At 68.4% G+C, this 21,294-nt stretch carries 23 protein-coding genes and 1 riboswitch; of the genes, 12 read left to right on the forward strand and 11 right to left on the reverse strand.

The features are described 5' to 3' along the window. Nucleotides 1-60 precede the first annotated feature (60 nt). The gene (locus V7702_RS02340) at nucleotides 61-669 is read left to right on the forward strand and encodes a TIGR00730 family Rossman fold protein (RefSeq protein WP_335648535.1); all 609 of its coding nucleotides are present in this window, start codon (nucleotides 61-63) and stop codon (nucleotides 667-669) included. 55 nt (nucleotides 670-724) lie between these two features. On the opposite strand, the gene dksA is transcribed toward V7702_RS02340, so the two are convergent. Further along, nucleotides 725-1,153, reverse strand: a complete 429-nt coding sequence (gene dksA, locus V7702_RS02345) for an RNA polymerase-binding protein DksA (RefSeq protein ID WP_335648558.1) — start codon at nucleotides 1,151-1,153, stop codon at nucleotides 725-727. Nucleotides 1,154-1,223: 70 nt separating this feature from the next. Beyond that, complete coding sequence (fliX, locus tag V7702_RS02350) at nucleotides 1,224-1,682, reverse strand: flagellar assembly regulator FliX (protein WP_335648536.1); 459 nt, start codon at nucleotides 1,680-1,682, stop codon at nucleotides 1,224-1,226. A gap of 210 nt (nucleotides 1,683-1,892) precedes the next feature. Between fliX and V7702_RS02355 the strand changes: the two genes are divergently transcribed. From V7702_RS02355 to V7702_RS02375, 5 genes are all read left to right on the forward strand, one after another. Further along, nucleotides 1,893-2,999, forward strand: coding sequence for a flagellar basal body P-ring protein FlgI (locus V7702_RS02355; protein WP_335648537.1), 1,107 nt, complete (start codon nucleotides 1,893-1,895; stop codon nucleotides 2,997-2,999). Continuing rightward, nucleotides 2,999-3,319 carry a rod-binding protein gene (locus V7702_RS02360; protein WP_335648538.1) on the forward strand — a complete coding sequence of 107 codons (321 nt, stop codon included), beginning with the start codon at nucleotides 2,999-3,001 and terminating at the stop codon, nucleotides 3,317-3,319. Before V7702_RS02355 ends, V7702_RS02360 begins: the two co-directional genes overlap by 1 nt. A 5-nt stretch (nucleotides 3,320-3,324) precedes the next feature. Beyond that, complete coding sequence (locus V7702_RS02365) at nucleotides 3,325-3,768, forward strand: flagellar basal body protein (protein ID WP_335648539.1); 444 nt, start codon at nucleotides 3,325-3,327, stop codon at nucleotides 3,766-3,768. A gap of 66 nt (nucleotides 3,769-3,834) precedes the next feature. Further along, nucleotides 3,835-3,996, forward strand: a riboswitch (FMN riboswitch). An 87-nt stretch (nucleotides 3,997-4,083) separates the two neighbouring features. Beyond that, a complete protein-coding gene (locus V7702_RS02370; protein WP_335648540.1) occupies nucleotides 4,084-4,575 on the forward strand; it encodes a 6,7-dimethyl-8-ribityllumazine synthase in 492 nt (163 codons plus the stop codon). Nucleotides 4,576-4,584: 9 nt separating this feature from the next. Further along, the gene (locus tag V7702_RS02375) at nucleotides 4,585-5,004 is read left to right on the forward strand and encodes a PaaI family thioesterase (RefSeq protein WP_335648541.1); all 420 of its coding nucleotides are present in this window, start codon (nucleotides 4,585-4,587) and stop codon (nucleotides 5,002-5,004) included. Here V7702_RS02375 and V7702_RS02380 read toward each other — a convergent pair. Beyond that, nucleotides 4,991-6,583: an ABC-F family ATP-binding cassette domain-containing protein gene (locus V7702_RS02380; protein ID WP_335648542.1), complete on the reverse strand. Its 1,593-nt coding sequence runs from the start codon at nucleotides 6,581-6,583 to the stop codon at nucleotides 4,991-4,993. The genes V7702_RS02375 and V7702_RS02380 overlap by 14 nt on opposite strands. Nucleotides 6,584-6,792: 209 nt before the next feature. Between V7702_RS02380 and V7702_RS02385 the strand changes: the two genes are divergently transcribed. The 4 genes from V7702_RS02385 to V7702_RS02400 all read left to right on the forward strand — a co-directional run bounded on the left by V7702_RS02385 (nucleotide 6,793) and on the right by V7702_RS02400 (nucleotide 12,502). Continuing rightward, nucleotides 6,793-7,998, forward strand: a complete 1,206-nt coding sequence (locus tag V7702_RS02385; protein WP_335648543.1) for a dipeptidase — start codon at nucleotides 6,793-6,795, stop codon at nucleotides 7,996-7,998. 104 nt (nucleotides 7,999-8,102) lie between these two features. Continuing rightward, nucleotides 8,103-10,994 (forward strand): excinuclease ABC subunit UvrA, encoded by a 2,892-nt coding sequence (gene uvrA / locus V7702_RS02390; RefSeq protein ID WP_335648544.1) that lies wholly within the window; start codon nucleotides 8,103-8,105, stop codon nucleotides 10,992-10,994. A gap of 19 nt (nucleotides 10,995-11,013) precedes the next feature. Next, complete coding sequence (locus tag V7702_RS02395; protein ID WP_335648545.1) at nucleotides 11,014-11,814, forward strand: hypothetical protein; 801 nt, start codon at nucleotides 11,014-11,016, stop codon at nucleotides 11,812-11,814. Nucleotides 11,815-11,890: 76 nt separating this feature from the next. Continuing rightward, entirely contained in the window at nucleotides 11,891-12,502 is a 612-nt protein-coding gene (locus V7702_RS02400; RefSeq protein WP_335648546.1) for a glutathione S-transferase family protein, read from the forward strand. 5 nt (nucleotides 12,503-12,507) lie between these two features. Here the strand turns inward: V7702_RS02400 and V7702_RS02405 are convergent, their stop codons facing one another. Then, nucleotides 12,508-13,458, reverse strand: a complete 951-nt coding sequence (locus tag V7702_RS02405) for a hypothetical protein (protein WP_335648547.1) — start codon at nucleotides 13,456-13,458, stop codon at nucleotides 12,508-12,510. Nucleotides 13,459-13,595: 137 nt separating this feature from the next. On the opposite strand from V7702_RS02405, the gene trmFO reads away from it, so the two are divergent. Beyond that, complete coding sequence (trmFO, locus tag V7702_RS02410) at nucleotides 13,596-14,993, forward strand: methylenetetrahydrofolate--tRNA-(uracil(54)-C(5))-methyltransferase (FADH(2)-oxidizing) TrmFO (protein ID WP_335648548.1); 1,398 nt, start codon at nucleotides 13,596-13,598, stop codon at nucleotides 14,991-14,993. A 5-nt stretch (nucleotides 14,994-14,998) separates the two neighbouring features. Here trmFO and V7702_RS02415 read toward each other — a convergent pair whose 3' ends face one another. From V7702_RS02415 to yajC, 6 genes are all read right to left on the reverse strand, one after another. Continuing rightward, a complete protein-coding gene (locus V7702_RS02415) occupies nucleotides 14,999-15,691 on the reverse strand; it encodes a squalene/phytoene synthase family protein (RefSeq protein WP_335648549.1) in 693 nt (230 codons plus the stop codon). 67 nt (nucleotides 15,692-15,758) lie between these two features. Beyond that, a complete protein-coding gene (locus V7702_RS02420; protein ID WP_335648550.1) occupies nucleotides 15,759-16,364 on the reverse strand; it encodes a urate hydroxylase PuuD in 606 nt (201 codons plus the stop codon). A gap of 99 nt (nucleotides 16,365-16,463) precedes the next feature. After that, a complete protein-coding gene (locus V7702_RS02425; RefSeq protein ID WP_335648551.1) occupies nucleotides 16,464-16,823 on the reverse strand; it encodes an Mth938-like domain-containing protein in 360 nt (119 codons plus the stop codon). Nucleotides 16,824-16,826: 3 nt separating this feature from the next. After that, the gene (secF, locus tag V7702_RS02430) at nucleotides 16,827-17,780 is read right to left on the reverse strand and encodes a protein translocase subunit SecF (RefSeq protein ID WP_335648552.1); all 954 of its coding nucleotides are present in this window, start codon (nucleotides 17,778-17,780) and stop codon (nucleotides 16,827-16,829) included. 11 nt (nucleotides 17,781-17,791) lie between these two features. Next, complete coding sequence (secD, locus tag V7702_RS02435) at nucleotides 17,792-19,396, reverse strand: protein translocase subunit SecD (protein ID WP_335648553.1); 1,605 nt, start codon at nucleotides 19,394-19,396, stop codon at nucleotides 17,792-17,794. 35 nt (nucleotides 19,397-19,431) lie between these two features. Further along, nucleotides 19,432-19,719: a preprotein translocase subunit YajC gene (yajC, locus tag V7702_RS02440; protein ID WP_442958386.1), complete on the reverse strand. Its 288-nt coding sequence runs from the start codon at nucleotides 19,717-19,719 to the stop codon at nucleotides 19,432-19,434. 175 nt (nucleotides 19,720-19,894) lie between these two features. On the opposite strand from yajC, the gene V7702_RS02445 reads away from it, so the two are divergent. Continuing rightward, nucleotides 19,895-20,734, forward strand: coding sequence for an ATP-binding protein (locus tag V7702_RS02445; RefSeq protein ID WP_335648554.1), 840 nt, complete (start codon nucleotides 19,895-19,897; stop codon nucleotides 20,732-20,734). Between the two features lie 21 nt (nucleotides 20,735-20,755). On the opposite strand, the gene V7702_RS02450 is transcribed toward V7702_RS02445, so the two are convergent. Next, the coding region (locus V7702_RS02450) for a murein hydrolase activator EnvC family protein (RefSeq protein ID WP_335648555.1) at nucleotides 20,756-21,294 on the reverse strand (539 nt) is incomplete at its 5' end.

The following is a 21,294-nucleotide window of genomic DNA, read 5'->3' on the forward strand; positions in this document are numbered from 1 at the left end:
AGCTACTCGGATTCCCGGCTCGCCTGGCGAGCCCGTCATTCTCCCGGAGGCACACATCCTATGGGCGCTTCGCCCGATCGCATCGAGTCCGTCTGTGTCTTCTGCGGCTCTTCGGACGCCGCGAAACCGAGCTTGCTGACCGACGCCGCCGACTTCGGCCGCGCCCTGGCGGCGGCGAACCTGCGCCTGGTCTATGGCGGCGGCGGGGTGGGCCTCATGGGCGCCTGCGCGCGGGCCGCACACGAGGCCGGCGGGGACGTGCTGGGGATCATCCCGCAGTTCCTGACCAGTCGCGAGCGGGCCCTGGATGTGGTCGAGACCATCGTCGTGCGCTCCATGCACGAGCGGAAGCAGATCATGTTCGAGCGCTCGGACGGCTTCGTGGTCCTGCCCGGCGGCATCGGCACCCTGGAGGAGATCATCGAGCTGCTGTCCTGGCGGCGCCTGGACCTGCATCGCAAGCCGGTGGTCTTCTACAGCCCCGACGGGTTCTGGGAGCCGCTGTTCCAACTGCTGCAGCACACGGTGGACGCGCGCCTCACGCCCCGGGACTTCATGGACAGCTGGGCGGTGGCGACCCGGGTGGATGACATCCTGCCTCTGATCCAGGCTCGTCTGGCGGCCGGAGACGAGGACGACGCTCCGCGGACCGCGACGCAGATCACTTGATCCCCCGAAGGTCGGCATCCGGCAGGCGCCGAGGCGCCGCCGGACGTCCGGAGCCTCAGTCGTCGCGATGGACGCGCTCGCGACGCTCGTGGCGTTCCTGGGCTTCCAGGCTGAGGGTGGCGATGGGGCGCGCTTCCAGCCGCGCGATGCCGATGGGCTCGCCGGTCTCTTCGCAATAGCCGTAACTGCCGTCCTCGATCCGGCGCAGGGCTTCGTCGATCTTGGAGATCAGCTTTCGTTGACGATCGCGGGTGCGTAATTCAAGCGCACGATCGGTGGCCGACCAAGCGCGATCGATATCATCCGGCAGGTTTTCAGTTTCATTCTGCAGGTGCGAAAGTGTTTCGCGAGATTCACGGAGAATCTCTTCCTTCCAGTCATTCAACTTCTGTCGGAAATACTCGACCTGACGGTCGTTCATGAACTCTTCGTCCTCAGACGGACGATAGGAGTCTTCTTTAGCCAAGACAGTGGTCGACATAATCGATACCTCACGCCCCTGGACGTATCCCCGGAACTTGGGAGGCGGCTATATAGCAGAACTCCCGCGACATTCAACGCGACTCACTTCGCGCTGGAAGAGCAGCAGAACGAGCCATCTCAAGTTTGGCCAGTTCCACGGCCGCCCGCGTCTCGATCTCATTGAGAACGCCTTCCAGAGCGGCATCCTCGGTCTGGTCACGCTCTTCGCGGACCGCGCGGCCCAGGCGCTCCAGCTGGCTCATGGAGAGGTCGCCGCCCACCAGGGCGATCTTCACCTCCTCCAGGACATCGAGGATGCGTCCTGCCCGCCTGACAGCGCGGCGCTTGCGCTCGAGCGGCCCCCCCGTCTCCTGCAGGGCGAGCAGAGCCCCGACTCCGCCCAAGGCCGAAGCCCCGGTGGTCGGCCCGGCAGCGGCCGCCGAGGCTGCGCCGCCCGCGGACGGCAGCTTGAACCCCTCGCTCCCCTGCGCGCCCCGGGCCCGACCCGGACCTGAAGCGCCCCCTGCGCCGCCTGCACCACTGACTTTCATGCGACCCACATCACGCAGAATGAACTCAAGCCAGACCTTGGGCCGGCGGCCTTAGGGTATGGTTAATGCCGGGCAAATTCTGCAGCTTGCCGCCTCGCCGTCAGGCCGGACCTGCGACCATTAACTGTAATTGTTAGACTTTTCAGGCGCTCCCATCTGGCATGGTCGTCGCAAGGGCAGGTCCAGGTTCCTCATGCCCGGCGAGACTCCATGTCCCACCCGTTCCGCTTGTTCAGCGCCATCCTGATCGCCGCCAGCCTGGCGGCCAGCCCCGCCCTGTCGGCGTCCCGCATCAAGGACATCGTCGAGTTCGAGGGCGTGCGCGACAACATGCTGGTGGGCTACGGCATTGTCGTCGGCCTGAACGGCACCGGCGACTCCCTGCGCAACGCGCCCTTCACCCGCCAGAGCCTCGAGGGGATGCTCGAGCGGATGGGCGTCAACACCCGCGACGCCAATATCAACACCAAGAACGTTGCCGCCGTGATGGTCACGGCCCGCCTGCCGGCCTTCGCCGCGGCCGGATCGCCGGTGGACGCCACGGTCTCGGCCATGGGCGACGCCAAGAGCCTGCAGGGTGGCACCCTGCTGGTGACGCCGCTGATGGGCGCCGATGGCGAGGCCTATGCGGTGGCGCAAGGCACCGTCCAGACCGGCTCGATCTCGGCCGGCGGCGCCTCGGGCTCCTCGATCTCCAAGGGCGTGCCGACCGCCGGCCGCATCGCCGGCGGCGCCCTGGTGGAACGGGAGCTGGGCTTCCAGCTCGCCTCCATGGGCCAGATGCGCATGACCCTGCGCAATCCCGACTTCACCACCTCGCGCCGGATCGCCGAGGCGGTGAACCGGCAGTTTCCCGGCACGGCCTACGCCCAGAACCCGACCATCGTCGCCGTGCGCCCGCCCGCCGGCCACGACATGACCGCCTTCATGGCGCAGATCGAGAACATCTCGGTCAATCCCGACACTCCGGCCAAGGTGGTCATCGACGAGGTGTCCGGCGTCATCGTCATGGGCGAGGCCGTCCGCGTCTCCACCGTGGCCATCGCCCAGGGCAACCTGACCATCCGCGTCCAGGAATTCCCCGCCGTGGTCCAGCCGGCGCCCTTCAGCCAGGGTGAGACGGTCGTCGTGCCTCAGACCCAAGTTGATGTGGAGGAGGAGCGCGGCCGGCAGTTCCTGACGGTCCGCAGCGGCGCCTCGCTCTCCGACCTGGTCGCCGGCCTCAATGCGCTGGGCGTCACGCCGCGGGACATGATCTCCATCCTGCAGACCATCAAGGCCGCCGGCGCCCTGCAGGCCGACATCGAGGTGATGTGATGAGCGCGCTTTCCCCCATCTCCGCCATCACCCCCGCCCCGCATGCCGCTGAGGGCGCAGCCAACACCGCCGAACTCGCCAAGCGCGGCCAGATCGAGAAGACCGCCAACGACTTCGAGGCCGCCTTCCTGTCGATCATGATGCAGCAGATGTTCACCGCCACCGAGGTGTCCGCCCCATTCGGCGGCGGCCAGGCGGAAAACCAGTTCCGCTCCTTCCTCACCGAGGCCTTCGCCAAGGAGACGACCCAGAGCGGCGGGATCGGACTGGCCGATACGGTGGCCCGCGAGATGTTGAAGCTTCAAGGCCTGGAGGGGTAGCCGCCATGGCGATCGCCGCGACGGACGCGCAGGACCGCGTCGAACAACTGGTCATGCTGACCGACCGCCTCACCGAACTGGTGGCCCGGAGCGCCCAGGCCTTCGAGGAGGGCCGCCCGCATGAGGCCGCCGCCCAGCTCGACGAGACCACCCGCCTGGCCAATCTCTACCGCCACGAATCTGCGCGGGTTCGGGCTGATCCCGCCCTGGTGGCGGGCGCCCCCCTGGCCCAGCGCGCGCGCCTGGTCCGCGCCACCGAGGCATTCGACGCCGTCCTCGCCCGCCAGGGCCGCGCCATCGAGGCGGCCCGCACCATCACGGAAGGCCTGGTCAAGGCCATCGCCGACGAGGTCACGGCCCAGCGCGGCCAGGCCGTGGGCTATGGTCCCCGCTCCAGCCAGACCGCCAACAACACCGCCACCGCCATCACCCTGAACAAGCGCGCCTGATCCAAACGCTTGTTCGCCGCGCAGATATGCGGCTAGTCTGGCGCCGTCGCCGGGGGTTCCGGCGATCTACGTTCTCAGGGCGGGGTGTAATTCCCCACCGGCGGTAATGCCGGGTCTGCGAAGATCCGGACGAGCCCGCGGGCGCCTGTCGGCCTCACCGCCGCCAGGGACGAGCAGACCCGGTGTGATCCCGGGGCCGACGGTTAGAGTCCGGTTATGAGAACCGTTGGGCGACACCTTGAGGGCGCGTGCGCCCGCATGGTCCGTCCAGCGCGCCCCTGAGTCGTGGTTCATCCACCCGTCAGGGAAACGACCATGACCCAAGCCGCCTATGAACTCCCCACCGCCAATGGCGCCTACCGCGCCGGACGCATCGCCTTTGTCCAGTCCCTCTGGCATCGCGACATCGTCGATGAAGCCCATACCGGCTTCACCGACGCCATGGCCGAGCGGGGCTTTGGCCCCGACCGCATCGACCGCTTCGAGGTCCCCGGCGCCTTCGAGATCCCGTTGCACGCCCAGAGCCTCATCCACACCGGCCGCTACGCCGCGGTGGTGGGCGCGGCCTTCGTGATCGACGGCGGCATCTACCGGCACGACTTCGTGGCCCAGACCGTGGTCGCCGCCCTGATGCAGGTCCAGCTCGCCACCCAGACGCCGGTCTTCTCCGTGGTGCTGACCCCGCACCACTTCCATGAGCACGACGCGCATCACGCCTTCTTCCACGCCCACTTCCGAAAGAAGGGCGCCGAGGCCGCCGAGGCCTGCGTGCTCACCCTGGAGAACCTCGCCAAGCTGGCGGCGTGAGGGATCGCCATGGAAACCGAACTTGTCCCGCCCGAAGGCTTCGTTCCGCATGACCGACAGAGCCCGCTGACCGAGCCCTGGGAACCCCTGTTCGTTCGAAAGACGGACACGGCGGTCATCCTGGGGCTCCGCGCCGGCCCGGCCCACGCCAATGGCCGGGGCTTCGTCCACGGCGGTCTCCTGATGGCCCTGGCCGACAACGCCATGGGCCTGACCTGCGCCCATCGGCTTGGCGGCGACCGGTCGCTGGTGACAGTGAACCTGAACCTGGACTTCCTGGCGGTCGCCCAGCTTGGCCAATGGCTGGCGTTCGAGACCGACTTCGTGAAGCTCGGCTCGACCCTGTGCTTCACCCAGGCCTTCGTAACCGCCGACGGCAAGCCGTGCGCGCGGGCCAATGGCGTGTTCCGGGTCGTCAGCCGGGATTGAGGCGGATCTCCCGTTGGACGCCGACGGCTGCGAGGAAATCGCGATCGTGGCTGACGATCAGGAGGGCCCCGTCATAGTCCCGCAGCGCCACCTCGACCGCGGCCAGGGAGTCGAGGTCGAGGTGGTTGCTGGGCTCGTCCAGGATCAGGAGCTGCGGCGGGGTCTGCGCTATCAGCACGCAGGCCAGGGCCGCGCGCAGGCGCTCTCCGCCGCTGAGGCTGTCCACCCGCCGTTCGGCGGCGGTGTTGCGGAACAGGAAGCGCGCGAGCGCGGCATGCGCGGCGTTGACGTCAGCGTCCGGGTTCAGGCGCAGGAAGGCCTCCAACAGCGTTTCGTCCGGCCGCAGCATGGCGGTCTGCTGATCGAACACGGTGGCTGGAACCCACAGCCGCGCCAGACCGGCCTGAGGCGCGATCTCGCCGGCGGCCAGGCGCAGCAGGGTGGTCTTGCCCGACCCGTTGGGTCCGGCGATAGCCACACGCTCCGGCCCGGTGATCTCCAGGGACAGGTTCTCGAACAGCCGGCGGCCATCGGGCAGGCGGCGCGCGACCCTGTCGAGGGTCAGGACGCGGCGCCCGGCCGCCAGGCCGCACGACGGCAGGTCGAAGCCGAGCCGGCGCACCTGCTCGACGGCCCCTTGCGCCTCGGCCAGCCGCGCGGTCAGGGCCTCGCGGCGGCGCTCGGCCAACAGGTTCTGCCGACCACCGGAGTTCTCCGCCTGCTCGGCCCGGGCGCCCAGCAGGATCTTCGGCTCGCTGCGCCGTGCGGCGAAGCGACGGCCGCCCGCATCCCGGCGCGCCTTGCGCTCCCGTTCGGCCTGGGCGTCGCGGCCGGCTCGGGCCAGGTCGCGGGCCGCGCTGTCGAGGGCCTGTTCTGCGGCGGCCTCTTCCTGCGCCTTGCGCTCGGCATAGAGGTCGTAGTTCCCGCCATAGAACCGCGCCCCCAGGGTCGAAAGCTCCACGATCCGGTCGGTCTGACGCAGCAGCTCCCGATCGTGGCTGACCACGATGGCGCCGCCCCGCCATTGTGCCAGCACATCGGCGACCAGCGCGCGGGCCTCGGCGTCGAGATTGTTGGTGGGCTCATCGAGGATCAGCAGATCAGGCGCCTGGACCAGCAGACCGGCCAGGGCCGCCCGCGTCGCCTCTCCGCCGCTCAGGCTGGCCGCGGGGCGCAAGGGGTCGAGCCCCGCCAGGCCGACCCGGACCAGGGCCGCGTCAAGGCGCGATGGCAGGGTCCAGTCGGCGTCGGCCATGTCGGCCTCGTCCCCGACGCCCGTCTCGAGCCGCGCCAGCCGCGAGAGCGGTTCGCCCAGCCCCATGAGATCGGCGGCGCGGGCGCCCGGCGGCGGCTCCACCATCTGGCGCAGCACGCCGATGCGGCCCTGGATCGCCACCGCGCCGGCGGCCGGCGTCAGCTCGCCCAGGATCAGGCGGATCAGCGTGGTCTTACCCACGCCATTGCGGCCGACCAGACCCGTGCGCTCTGGCCCGAAGGCCAGGGTCAGGTCGTCGATGAGCCGACGGCCGTCAGGGGTGCTGTAGGAGAGACCGTCGAGGGTGACGAAGGGCGCAGACATGGGAGAAGACCGTGGCGACGTGGGCGTGCAGGGCGGAGCGGAAATCGCTTGCGGCGCGCATGTCTGTCTCTCCTCTGGGCTGGAGCCTCGGATGTAGTCGTCCTCAGGGCGGCATGCAAATTCGCGGCCGATTGACGACCTCCGGCGTTGCGCTGCCGAGGCGGCGCGACCTAACCTCCGCCCTCCATCGCATCCTGGGGGTCCGTCTCGTGAACATCCGCTCCATTCTGCTCGCCGGCCTGTTGTCCACGGTCGCCGGCGCCGCGCTGGCCCAGACCCCCGCAGAGATGCACGAGGCCGCCACCGTGCTGGACACCCACTTCGACACCCCGGCCAATTTCGGGGCCGAGGGCTGGAGCATCATGGAGCGCCACGACGTCGCCGTGGACGGCACCCAGGTGGACTATCCCCGCATGGTCGAGGGCGGCGTCGATGGCGGTGTATTCGTGATCTTCACCCCGCAGCGGGGCCGCGGCCCTGAGGCCGACGCCGAAGCCCGGGACCACGCCTTTGTCCGCGCCGGCGAGATCCTGCAGATGACGGCCCGGGAGCATGAGCACTTCGCCCTCGTCACCACCCCGGCCGAAGCCGCCGCGGCTGAGGCGGCCGGCAAGAAGTTCGTCTTCATCAGCATCGAGAACGGCGCGCCGGTGGCCGGCGACCTGACCCTGATGGACACCTTCTACAAGCTGGGCGTCCGGATGATGGGGCCGGTCCACTTCGCCAACAACGACCTGGCCGACTCCTCCACCGATCCCAAGGGCCCCGAATGGGGCGGGCTCAGCGAAAAGGGCCGCGCCTTCGTGGCCCGCGCCAACCAGCTGGGCGTGGTGATCGATCCCAGCCACGCCTCGGACCAGACCCTGGACCAGATCCTCGACCTGTCCACCGCCCCGGTGATCCTGTCCCACTCGGGCGTGAAGGCGGTCTATGACCACCCGCGCAACATCCCCGACGACCTGCTGCGCAAGCTGGCGGCCAAGGGCGGGGTGATCCAGGTCAACGCCTTCTCCGGCTACATGGTCGATGTGCCGCGCATCCCCGAGCGTCAGGCCGCCTTGGCCGCGCTCACCGCCAAGTACGGCCAGCGCCGGGACGTGGCGGTGGAAAACCGCGACGCCTATCTGGCCGAACTGGCGGCCATCGAGGCGGCCTATCCCCTGCCCCAGGCCAATCTCGACGACCTGATGAAGCACATTCTGCATGTGGTCGAGGTGGCCGGCATCGACCATGTGGGCCTGTCGGGGGACTTTGACGGCGGCGGCGGGATCAAGGGGCTGGAGGACGTGACCACCTTCCCGACGCTCACCGAACGCCTGATCGCGGCCGGCTTCACTCAGGAGGATCTCGACAAGTTCTGGGGCGGCAACGCCCTGCGGGTCTTCGCCGAGGTCCAGGCCGCGGCGACCCGCTGAGGCGCTTTGTTCCCGGCTTGTTCTCGTGTTATCTCTGAGTCCCGGCACTACATAGAAACCGGCTGTCTGGAACCTGGGCGGCCGGCAGGGTTTCCAGGACAGTCATGGCCGATCAGCTAAACTTCATCCGCGTGCGCGGTGCGCGGGAGCACAACCTCAAGGACGTCAATGTCGACATCCCGCGGGGGGAGCTGGTGGTGCTCACGGGGCTGTCCGGCTCGGGCAAGAGTTCGCTGGCCTTCGACACCATCTATGCCGAGGGCCAGCGCCGCTATGTGGAGAGCCTTTCGGCCTATGCCCGCCAGTTCCTGGAGCTGATGAGCAAGCCGGATGTGGACCTGATCGAGGGTCTGTCGCCGGCCATCTCCATCGAGCAGAAGACCACCAGCCGCAATCCGCGCTCCACCGTCGGCACGGTCACCGAGATCCACGACTATATGCGCCTGTTGTGGGCGCGGGTCGGCATTCCCTATTCGCCGGCCACCGGCCTGCCCATCGAGAGCCAGACCGTCAGCCAGATGGTCGACAAGCTGACCGCCCTGCCCGATGGCGAGCGGCTCTATCTGCTGGCCCCGGTGATCCGCGGCCGCAAGGGCGAGTACCGCAAGGAGATCGCCGAGTGGCAGCGGGCGGGCTTCCAGCGGCTGAAGATCGACGGGACCTTCTATCCGATCGAGGACGCGCCCACCCTCGACAAGAAGTTCAAGCACGACATCGACATCGTGGTGGACCGGCTGGTCACCCGGGGCGACCAGGAAAGCCGCTACGCCGACAGCCTGGAGACGGCCCTGCGTCTGGCCGACGGCATCGCCACCGCCGAATGGGCCGACGTGGCCGAGGGCGAGACCGAGCCCCGGCGGATCATCTTCTCCGAGCGCTTCGCCTGCCCGGTCTCCGGCTTCACCATCAGCGAGATCGAGCCCAGGCTCTTTTCGTTCAACAACCCGTTCGGCGCCTGCCCGGCCTGCGATGGCCTCGGCGCCAAGCTCGCCTTCGACGCCGACCTGGTCATCCCCGACAAGGACAAGCCCCTGCACAAGGGCGCCGTGGCCCCCTGGTCCAAGGGGCCCTCGCCCCTCTACACCCAGACCCTGCAGGCCCTGGCCCGCCACTACGACTTCTCGATGGACGAGCCCTGGTGGATGCTGCCGGACGCTGCCAAGGACGTGGTGCTGCACGGCTCCAAGGGCCAGAAGATCCACTTCGTCTATGACGACAACGCCCGCAAGTACGAGGTCAACAAGACCTTTGAAGGCGTCCTGCCGAACCTGGAGCGCCGCTGGCGCGAGACAGACTCGGCCTGGGTGCGCGAGGAACTGGGGCGGTTCCAGTCGGAGACGCCCTGCGAGGTCTGCCACGGCTACCGCCTGAAGCCTGAGGCCCTGGCGGTGAAGATCGACGGCCGTCACATCGGCGAGGTCTCGCGCCTGTCGATCCAGCATGCCGGAGAGTGGTTCACCGCCCTGGAGGATCGTCTCACCGACAAGCAGATGGAGATCGCCCGGCGAATCCTGAAGGAGATCAATGATCGCCTGCGGTTCCTGGTCGATGTGGGGCTGAACTATCTCAACATGTCGCGCAATTCCGGCACCCTGTCCGGCGGCGAAAGCCAGCGCATCCGCCTGGCCAGCCAGATTGGCTCAGGGTTGACGGGCGTGCTGTACGTGCTGGACGAGCCGTCCATCGGCCTGCACCAGCGCGACAATACCCGCCTGCTCAACAGCCTGCGCGGCTTGCGCGACCTGGGCAATTCGGTGCTGGTGGTCGAGCACGACGAAGAAGCCATTCTGACGGCCGACTATGTGATCGACATGGGGCCGGCCGCCGGCGTCCACGGCGGCATGATCGTCGCCGAGGGCACGCCTGCGCAGGTGATCGCCAACCCAAAGAGCGTGACAGGCCAGTATCTGTCCGGCGCCCGCGAGATCGCCGTGCCGCGGGATCGGCGGCCCATCTCCAAGAAGAAGGTGGTCCGCATCATCGGCGCCAGCGGCAACAATCTGAAGGACGTCACCGGCGAAATCCCCGTGGGTGTCTTCACCTGCATCACCGGCGTCTCCGGCGGCGGTAAGTCGACCTTCACCATCGAGACCCTCTACAAGGCCGCGGCGAGGCGGTTGCACAACGCCAGCGACGCGCCGGCCCAGCACGAGCGGATCGAGGGGCTGGAGAACTTCGACAAGGTCATCGACATCGACCAGTCGCCCATCGGCCGCACGCCGCGATCTAACCCGGCCACCTATACCGGCGCCTTCCAGCCGATCCGCGACTGGTACGCCGGCCTGCCCGAGGCCAAGGCCCGCGGCTACGGGCCGGGGCGTTTCTCGTTCAACGTCAAGGGCGGCCGCTGCGAGGCCTGCCAGGGCGACGGCCTGATCAAGATCGAGATGCACTTCCTGCCCGACGTCTACGTCACCTGTGATGTCTGCAAGGGTAAGCGCTACAACCGCGAGACGCTTGAGATCCAGTTCAAGGGCAAGTCGATCTCCGACGTCCTGGACATGACCGTCGAGGAGGCCGCCGAGTTCTTCAAGGCCGTGCCAACCGTGCGCGACAAGATGGAGACGCTGAAGCGGGTGGGCCTGAGCTACGTCAAGGTCGGCCAGCCGGCCACGACCCTGTCGGGTGGCGAGGCCCAGCGGGTCAAGCTGTCCAAGGAACTGTCGCGCCGCGCCACGGGACGCACCCTCTACATTCTCGATGAGCCCACCACCGGCCTGCACTTCGAGGACATCCAGAAGCTGCTGGAGGTGCTGCACGAGCTGGTCGACCAGGGTAATACGGTGGTGGTGATCGAGCACAATCTCGACGTCATCAAGACCGCCGACTGGCTGCTGGACTTCGGTCCCGAGGGCGGCGACGGCGGCGGCGAGATCGTCGCGGTGGGCACGCCCGAGGCCGTAGCCGCCCAGCCGGCCAGTTGGACTGGCCGCTATCTCAAGGACGTGCTGGATCGCCACGAACAGCGCCGCCTGGCCCGCCGCAAGAGCGCCTGAACCCTGGAGCGCCCTCGCCGTGACGCCGGATCAGCAATCCCTTCTGGAGACGCTTGAGACGGCGCTCCGATCCGAGGCGCGCATCGGTTCGGCCTGGCTGACCGGCAGCTTCGGGGCCGGCCGTGGCGACGCCTGGAGCGATATCGACATCACCCTGGTGGCGGGGGCCGGCGACATCCCGGGCCTGCTCGGCGACCTGATGGCCCAGGACGGCCCCCTGCCCGCCACAGCCCTGCGCCTGAGCCAGTTCGGGCGGCTGGTGAACGGGACCACGCCTGAGTTGCTTCGGTTCGACCTGGTGCTCTCGACGCCCGAAGAGTTCGCCCGCCAGACCGCTGCGGGCGTGAAGCTGCTGTTCGGCGACGCCAGCCAGGGTCCGGTTGAGCGCCCCGCGCGCCCGTCCGATCCAGCGGCTGCCGCGCGGCGCGTCGAGGCGCTCGTCACCGAATTCCTGCGCATTCTCTCCCTCGCCCCGGTGGCGGTCGGACGGCGGGAGTGGGTGGTGATGCAGGACGGCGTCGGCCATCTGCGCCGGCTGCTGATCGAGCTGATGCTGGAGGAGAACGGCGTCGGTCCCGCCGAGCGCGGCGGCGCCAAGAAGCTCTATCCCTTCCTGACCGCCGAACAGATCGCAGAGCTGGAGGCGCTGACCCCGCCGCGGGCGATCAAGGCCGAACTTCTGGCCGCCAATCGCGACCTGCGCGACCGTTTTTTGCCACGCGCCCGCCGGGTCGCACAGGCGACTGGCGCCGCCTGGCCCGCAGACTGGGAGGCGGCCGTCATGTCCGGCCTCGCCCGCGACCTCCCGGCGCTTGGCTGACGCTACGTCAGGGTTTCCGTAAACAGCTGTTCGAAATAGCGTCGCTCCATTCGTTTAAGCGATTTGGAGCTGACCCATGATCCTCTACGGCGCGCCCATGCCGGCGCCGAACCCGCGCCGCGTCCGTATTTTCCTGGCTGAAAAGGGCATCGACCTGCCCGAAACCACGGTCGACATGCGCAAGCGCGAGCACAAGTCGTCGGACTATCGGGCCAAGAACTCGCTGGGCCAGATCCCGACCCTGGAGCTGGACGACGGGGCGACCATTTCCGAGACCGTCGCCATCTGCCGCTATTTCGAAGAGACCAATCCTGAGCCGCCGCTGTTTGGCCGCACCGCCCTGGAGAAGGCCCATGTGGACATGTGGGTTCGCCGGGTCGAGTTCGTGCTGATGACGCCCATCGGCAACTACTGGCGCCACGCCCACCCCTATACCGCCGCCTTGCTGACCCAGTTCAAGGACTTCGGCGAATCGAACCGCGAGACCTATGCCGGAGCTCAGAAGTGGCTGGACCGGGAGCTGGCCTGCCGGGACTTCATCGCCGGCCACGACTTCACCATTGCCGACATCTGCGCCCTGTCGGCCGTGGACTTCGCCACCTGGATCGGCCTGGAGATGGACCCCAACTACGCCAACCTCGCAGCCTGGCATCAGCGGGTCACCGCCCGCCCCAGCGCCCAGGCCTGAACCGCCTAGGCTGACAGCTCGACGCCGCCGTCCTGCGCCTCCGGCGCGGGACGGAAGGCCTGGTAGGCGACCACCTGCGGCGCGAGGATCACCGGATAGTAGATGGCTGTGAGGACCGCGTTGAACATCAGATAAAGCACGGTCTGGGCCGAGACATAGGCGCCAAATGAGCTGAAGTCGGGCTGGAAGGCCTCGCCCACGGACGACATGCTGCCCCCAGTCGCCACGGTGGCGATGCCGGCCAAGGCCGCGAAGATCACCATGGCCAGCAGACTGACCACAATGATCGAGATGAGCGCCAGCAGATAGGCGCCCAGCATCCGCCAGAAATGCCCGCGGGTCAGGCTCCAGGAACCGAACACCACCAGCCGCTGCTGGTCGAAGGTCAGGACCGGCGCCAGGGACAGGCGCACCAGCACATAGAGCCACAGCCCGCCGAAGAAGAGCAGCATGCCGCCGCCCACCAGGGCCATGGCGCCCTGCCCCGCCAGGGAGGCGAGGCCCGCGCCGATAGCCGCCAACAGGGACAGGGCAAGCACGCCGCCGATGGTCAGCAGATAGTAGATGAGGGTCAGGCCGATCAGCCGGATTTCATCGGCGCCGAAACGCAGATAGCCGCGCTCGGCCGCCTCCTCTGGCCGCAGATAGATCCGATAGACCGCCGCAGCCGCCACCGAGACCACGAACAGACCGATGGGAGCCAGGGTCAGGTAGGCCGGCGCCATGTCGCGCATGAAAACCGCCATCTCGGCCGGGGTCATCTCCGCAGCGTTCTCGGCCTGCAATAGGAAATCGCCGCCCAGGAGAATGAGGGCCGTGGCGCTCACGAAGGAGACGATCAGGTGGAACAGGGCCCAGGTCAGCACCACCCGCGGCGCCTCCCGTGTCAGCCGAAAGCCCTCGAAGGCCGCATCGCCTGAAGAGAAGGCCGCATCACCCGAAGAAAAGTCGCTCATCTCAGCTCCCAGACGGACGCGCCAAAGGCTTGAAGCGCCTGGAGTCGCCGACCATCGGCGGAGAAACTAGGCGCGCGCCCCGCCCACCCGCAAGGGCCGGCTCGCGAAGTGCGCAGATCGTTGCTAATGGAACGCCCATGAGCCTCTCTCCTATCCATGTCATCGGCGGCGGCCTGGCCGGTTCCGAAGCCGCCTGGCAGATCGCCCAGGCCGGCGCACCCGTCATCCTGCACGAAATGCGCCCGGTGCGCGGCACCGACGCCCACCACACCGACAAGCTCGCCGAGCTGGTCTGTTCCAACTCCTTCCGGGCCGATGACTGGGCCGGAAACGCCGTCGGCCTGCTCCACGCCGAGATGCGCAAGCTGGACTCCATCATCATGGCCTGCGGCGACGCCAACCAGGTGCCGGCCGGCGGCGCCCTGGCGGTGGACCGCGACGGCTTCGCCGACGCCGTGACCGCGCGGCTGGAGGCCCACCCCAACGTCATGATCGACCGGGGCGAGGTCGCAGGCCTGCCGCCCGGCGACTGGGACAATGTGATCGTCGCCACCGGCCCCCTCACCTCGCCGGCCCTGTCGCAAGCGATCCTCGATCTGACCGGCGAAGGCGCCCTGTCCTTCTTCGACGCCATCGCCCCCATCGTGACGGTGGAGTCGGTGAACATGGACATCTGCTGGCGCCAGTCCCGCTACGACAAGGTCGGGCCTGGCGGCGATGCGGCGGCCTATATCAACTGCCCCATGGACAAGGAGCAGTACGAGGCCTTCATCGACGCCCTGCTGGCCGGCCCGAAGTCCGAGTTCAAGGACTGGGAGCACGTCCCCTATTTCGACGGCTGCCTGCCCATCGAGGTGATGGCCGAGCGCGGCCGCGAAACCCTGCGCCACGGCCCCATGAAGCCCGTCGGCCTGACCAACGCCCACAAGCCCGACGAGAAGGCCTATGCGGTGGTCCAGCTACGCCAGGACAATGCGCTGGGCACCCTTTGGAACATGGTGGGCTTCCAGACCAAGCTGAAGCACGGTGCCCAGACCGAGATCTTCCGGATGATCCCCGGCCTGGAGAAGGCCGTCTTCGCCCGCTTGGGCGGCCTGCACCGCAACACCTTCATCAACAGTCCCCTGCTGCTGGACGGCGCCCTGCGGCTGAAGGTCGATCCGCGCCTGCGGTTCGCCGGCCAGGTGACGGGCGTCGAAGGCTATGTGGAGAGCGCGGCTGTCGGCCTGCTGGCCGGCCGCTTTGCGGCGGCCGAGCGCCTGGGCCGTCCTCTGGCCCCGCCGCCGCCGACGACGGCGCTGGGCGCCCTGATCGGCCACATCACCGGCGGCCACCTGGACGGCGGCGCCGGCTCCTTCCAGCCGATGAACATCAATTACGGCCTGATCCCGCCCCTGGAGAGCCCCAAGCGGGACGCCGAGGGCCGCAGGCTAGGCTCCAAGGAACGGGGCCGGACCAAGAAGCGGATGGTGGGCGAGCGCGCCCTGGCCGACCTGGACGCCTGGATCGGCCAGCCGGCCCTGGCGGCTGAATAGCCGGCTCAGACCCGGCCGGTCAGCGCCGCCAGGGTGATGCGCCATCGCTTGCCCAAGGCCGTAGGCTCTCGGCCGGTCGCATAGACCTTGGAGAGCGCCGCCTGGGCGCCGGCGGGAAAGGCCGCCACGCTGAGGCCACGGGCCTGATCGCGGAGGCTCGCAATCGCATCGCGATCGCCCGGCGCCTCGCCGGCCAGCCGTCGGCGTGACAAGGCCCAGGCCGCGCCGGCCGCCTCCGCGGCCATGGGGCTGGCGTCAGGATCGAGGATCTGGGCCGCCAGCCGCGCGGCGGCGCCGCCGGTCTCCCGCGCCCAGAGCAGGGCCTCTTCCGGGGTCATCGGCGTCGGGTCCAACTCGCGATAGCGCGCGTCGATCATCAGCTCCAGATCCGCCCGCGGGAGGTTGCGCCGGGCGATCACCTGCGCCAGGGCCTGGGCGGTGGGATGGTGGCGCACCGGCAGGCCCCCATAGGCCTCGTCCAGCACCTCGCGCCACCAGGCCAGGCGGATCTCGCCCAGCAGGGCGTTTGAGGCCACCTTGGGGGCGCGGGCCAACTCGTGGTCGAAGGCGTAGAGGGCGACCACATCGGCCCGCGCCACAGGTTCGGCGATCAGCCGGCTGGCCAGCCAGCGGTCGGGGTCGACCCGCAGGACCAGGGCGTCCAGATCCTGGGCCGGGGGGGATGTGTCGTCGCTCATGGATCTCCGGAAACGAAAAGGACCCGCCATGACGGCGGGTCCTTGCAAACCTAGCGTGCTTCGACGGTCAGCCGAAGATGGTCTGGTTCATGGCCATGGTCACCAGCATCGGCAGCGAGAGCAGCGTGTTGGTGCGCGAGAACAGCATGGCCGTGCGGCCGGCCTTGGCCTTGGCCGCATCGTCGGCCTCGACCATGCCCAGCGCGATCTTCTGGTTCGGCCAGATGAACAGCCAGACGTTCAGGAACATGATGATGGCCAGCCACATGCCGACCCCGATGAAGGTGTGCTGCGGCACGACGAAGCCGCTGGCGGCGCCCAGGCTCAGGGCCTCGAGCAGGAAGCCGCGGCTCCAGGCCAGGGCCAGGCCCGAGACCAGGGTGAACAGCGCCGCCCAGCGGAACCAGAACAGCGCTTCAGGCGCGATGTGCTTGGAGATGGCCGGCTTCATCTCGGCCGGGATGTCGGGCATCTTCCGGATCTGGACGAAGTTGAAATAGTAGAGCAGCCCGATCCAGAGGATGCCGAAGACCAGGTGCATCCAGCGGAACACCGCCTGGACGAAGATCACGTCGGCGCCGCGATTGTGCACCATATAGCCGACGATCATGACGACCGAGAGCAGCAGGCTCACGATCATCGTATTGCGGAAGTTGGACAGCAGGCCCTGCATCGACGTTTTCCCCGTTGTTCTTGGTTCTGCCCTATAGCCGCGCTTATCGCGGCGCAAGTCCAGTCCCTTGATGAGGATCTTGGCCGGACGTCGGCCTAGTCAGACCGCGATCAGGGCGCAGGCCAGACGGCGGCCCTCAGCGGTCAACACATTGTACATCCGCGCCGCGGCCGGAGTGTCCATGAACTCCAGGCCGATCCCACCCTTCTGCAGCAGGTCGCGCAGGGGCCGCGGCGGCAGGGCGTTGGCCGCGCCGGTTCCCAGGAGCAGGAACTCCACATCCCGGGCCCCGGCGGCGAACACGGGATAGAGGGAATCTGGCGTGACATCGGCGAGTCTGCTGACGGGCCAGGCTGCTGCGACATCGGACACGATCAGCAGGGACCCCGGCCGCCAGACCCCGGACACCCGGAAGCCGCCGGGTCCGAAGCTGTCCAGGCTGGGCGCGTCCCGGGCCACGGCCTAGGAGCGGACCGGCAGGGGCTCGGCCTCTTCCTCGCCGCGCTTGACGCCCCACAGCAGGATGACCGGGGCGGCCACATAGATGGACGAATAGGTGCCGATGACGACGCCGAAGATCATGATCACCGAGAACGCGAACAGGGTCGGGCCGCCGAACAGGGCCAGGCCCGTCAGGGCCAGAATGGCGGTCAGACCGGTGATCACCGTGCGCGACAGGGTCTCGTTGATCGTCAGGTCGATGACCTGCCCCAGCGGCATGACCTTGTACTTTCGAATGTTCTCCCGCAGGCGGTCGAACACCACGACGGTGTCATTCATCGAATAGCCGATGATGGTCAGGATGGCGGCGATGGTGGTCAGCGAGAATTCCAGGTCGAACAGGGCGATGAAGCCGAACGCCAGGATGACGTCGTGGAACAGGCCCACGACCGCGCCCACCCCGTATTGCAGTTCGAACCGGAACCAGATGTAGAGCAGCATCAGGCCGATCGCGACGCCAAGCGCCAGGAGGCCGCTCTCGAACAGTTCGCCCGACACCTTGGGGCCGACCACCTCGGTCTTGGCGAAGACCACCTCGCCGAGCGAGGCGGTCAGCGCGGCCTTCACCTCGCTGACGGCCTGTTCGGCGCTCTCGCCTTCCGGCGTCTGGAAGCGAACGAGGGCCGATGTCGGGGCGCCGAAGGCCTGCACCTGGACGTCGCCCAGATCCAGGGCGCCCAATTCGCCGCGCACGACGGCCAGGTCGACCTCCTGCGGCGCAGTGGAAATCTCCAGCAGTGTGCCGCCGGTGAAGTCGATGCCGCAGTTCATGCCGCCGCAGGGCGGGGTGAGCGGATAAAGCGCCAGGAACAGCGAGGCGATCGCCGCCAGCAGGGAGGCGACGCCGGCATATCTGGCGAAGGTCACGAACCGGAAGTTCGTCTTGACGGGCAGAATCTTGATCAGGGGCCACATGGTTCGCAACCTCAGACGATCGGCAGGGTCTTGGGCCGTGCGGCCCGGAACCACAGGGCCAGCAGGACCTGGGTGACGAGAACGGCGGTGAACACCGAGGTGACGACGCCGATCGACAGCGTCCAGGCGAAGCCCCGGACAGGCCCGGAGCCGAACTGGAACATGATCAGCGCCGCCAGGATGGTGGTCACATTGGCGTCGATGATGCTGCTCATGGCCTTGGAGAAGCCGGCGTCCATCGCCGCGATGGCGGTTCGCCCGGCCCTGATCTCGTCGCGCATCCGCTCATAGATCAGCACGTTGGCGTCCACGGCCACGGCCAGGGTCAGGATCAGACCGGCGATGCCGGGAAGCGTCAGGGTCGCCTGGGTCACCGACATGATGGCGAAGATCAGCAGGGCGTTGATCAGCAGGGCCACGACGGAAATCCCGCCGAACAGACCGCCATAGGCCAGGACCATGAAGACCAGGATGGTCACAAAGCCGATGCCGGTGGAGATCTGGCCCGCACGCACGGCGTCGGCGCCAAGTTCAGCGCCCACCGTGCGCTGTTCCTCGACGGTCAGCGGCGCCGGCAAGGCGCCCGCCCGCAGCAGCACGGCCAGGTCGTTGGCGCTTTCGGGCGTGAAGCTCCCGCTGATCATGCCGCTACCGCCGGTGATGGCGCTGCGGATCACGGGGGCGGAAATCACCTTCCCGTCGAGGACGATGGCGAAGCGCTGGCCGATGCTCTGCGCGGTCGCTTCGCCGAACCGGCGGGCGCCCATGCTGTTGAAGCGGAAATTGACGACGGCCTCGCCGGTCTGGGAATCGAAGCCCTGGCTGGCGTCGGTGAGCATCTCGCCGGAAACCAAGGCCCGGCGGCGGACCACGATGAACGGGGTCAGGCCGTCCTCGCTGGGCAACACCTCGGAGCCGGGCGGTGCGCGGCCCTCGGCGGCGGCGGCCAGGTCGGCGGACTCATCCACCATCTGGAAGGTCAGCTTGGCGGTCTGGCCGATGACGTTCTTCAGACGCTCAGGATCGCTCTCGCCCGGCGCCTGGACGACGATCCGGTCGACGCCCTGGCGGATGATGGTGGGCTCCTTGGTGCCCAGTTCGTCGATGCGGCGGCGGATGATTTCGATGGACTGCTCGACGGCCTTGCCCGCCTCGGCGTCCATGGCCGCCTCGACGAAGCTGATGCGCAGCCCCGCCTCGCCCTCATTGCTGACCGTGATGTCGGAGCCGCCGGTCGTGCCGGCGAGCGGCGTCCCCAGGGCGGTGCGCAGGGCCGTGGCCGCCGCGCTGCGGCGGGCCGGATCGGTGATCCTCAGTGTGATCTCGCCGCCCTGCTCGCGCAGATCGGAAAACGCGATGCGCTCTGCGGTCAGGGTGACCCGGGTGTCCTCCACAGTGTTGACCAGCCGCTCGGCGCGCAGGGCGTCGGTGTCCACCTCCAGCAGGAGGTGCGATCCCCCCTGGAGGTCGAGCCCCAGGTTCAGTTGCTGGCGTGGGAAGAACGCCGGCATGGAGGCCAGGGTCTGCTGCGGCAGCAGGTTCGGGACGGAGAAAAGGACGCCGAAGATCGCCGCCAGAACGACGGCGATGATCTTCCAGCGCGACAAAGTCATCATGAGGCGGGGCCGCCCTTATGCTGGCGCAGGATCAGTCAGGACTTGGAATCGTTGGCCGGCGCGGGTTCACCCCGGACGCGGACCTCCGAAATCATGGTCCGGATCACCTTGACGGTGACGCCGGTGGCGATTTCAAGGCCGACTTCCTTGTCCTCGACGCGGACCACCTTGCCCAGCATGCCGCTGGACAGGACGACCTGGTCGCCGCGCTTGAGTTCGGCGACCATCTTCTGGTGCGCCTTCATCCGGCGCTGCTGCGGACGGATCATCAGGAAGTAGAACAGGACGACGAGCAGGATCAGCGGCAGGAACTGAAGGATCATGTCCTGGGGCCCAGCGGCGGCGGCGCCGGCGGTCTGGGCGAAGGCGGGGGTGGCGAACATAGCCTCTCCGGCAAGCGGTCAAGGGCCCGGTGCGTCGGCCCCTCTTCAAGTCGGCGGAAGCTATGCGCTGGCGCCCCCTTTTGCAATGCGAGCCCGAGGGTTAAGCAGCCAAGTCATGGATCACGCCCTCGCCCCCCTGCTCGTCCGTATCGCCGAAGCCCTGGAACGCCTGGCGCCGCCGGCGCCGGCAGAGGCGGATTTCTCCGCCGCTCGGCTCTTCCGCCATGATCCGGAGACCGGCGCCTTCCACCCGGCTCCCGACTATCCGTTGAGCCTCGATTCCCTGGTGGGCGTGGAGCGGCAGAAGGCGCGCTTCGTGGAGAACCTGGAACGGTTCGCTCAACGGCTGCCGGCCAACCACGTGCTGCTATGGGGCGTGCGCGGCACGGGCAAGAGCTCGATCGCCAAGGCGGCCTTCATGGCCGTGGGCCAGGATCACCCGGCGCTGAAGTTGGTGGAGGTGGATCGCGACCAGGTCACCGCCCTGCCCGCCCCGTTTGATGTGCTGCGGGGGCGCGATGAGCGCTTCGTGGTGCTCTGCGACGACCTGTCGTTCGAGGAGGGGGCAGCGGCGGCAAAGGCGCTGAAGTCGGCGTTGGAAGGCGGTGTGTCGGGCCCGCCGGAAAACGTGCTGTTCGTGGCCACGTCGAACCGCCGGCACCTGATGCCCCGCGGCCACCAGGAGGACCGCGGCCTGATCGCCACGGCCGAGGACGCCGAGGAAGAGGTCAGCGTCTCCGATCGCTTCGGCCTTTGGATCGGCTTCCCGCCCATGGACCAGCCCACCTATCTGGAGGCGGTGCGCGCCTATGCCGCGCGCCACGAGCTCAGCGATCCGGACCTGGACCGCCACGCCCTGCAATGGGCGCAGCTGCGCGGCGCTCGTTCGGGCCGGGTGGCCTGGCAGTTTATCCGCGACCTGGCCGGGGCGCAGGGCAAGACCCTGCCCCTCTGAGGCCAGCCGCGGGTCCGGACCCTACTGGGGCAGGACCAGCATCGGGTCGATGGGCCGGGCGCGGTCCTGCGGCGTCGGGGCGAAGCGGACCTCGAAGTGCAGCTGCGGCTCACCGACCTCGCCGGTGGCGCCGGCCTGGCCGTTCTGCTGACCCTGGCTGATCTTGTCCTGCATCTTCACGTCGATGCGCGCCAGGTGGCCATAGGCCGTGACCCAGCCGTCCGCGTGCTTGATCAGCACCAGATTGCCGAAGCCCGGCACCTGGTCGCCGGCATAGACCACATCGCCGGCCGCCGAGGCGCGGACGGCCTCGCCCGAACGGGCGCGGATATTGACGCCGTCATTGCGCTGACCGGTGCCCTTGGGGCCGAAGGTGGAGAGGATGTCCCCCCGCAGCGGCCACACGAACCGCCCGCGGCCGAGCTGCGAGATCTGAGTGTCGGCCGGGGTGCGAGTGCTGGGGACGATGGGTGGCGCTGTGGGCGCCGGCGTGGTCGGACGTGGGGCGGCTGGCGTGGGCGTCGGGGTCGGCGTCGGCGCAGGGGCCATGGGACGCGGCG

Origin of the sequence: Phenylobacterium sp. (assembly GCF_036963605.1) — a bacterium.
In the GTDB taxonomy this organism is placed as follows: Bacteria; Pseudomonadota; Alphaproteobacteria; order Caulobacterales; family Caulobacteraceae; genus Phenylobacterium.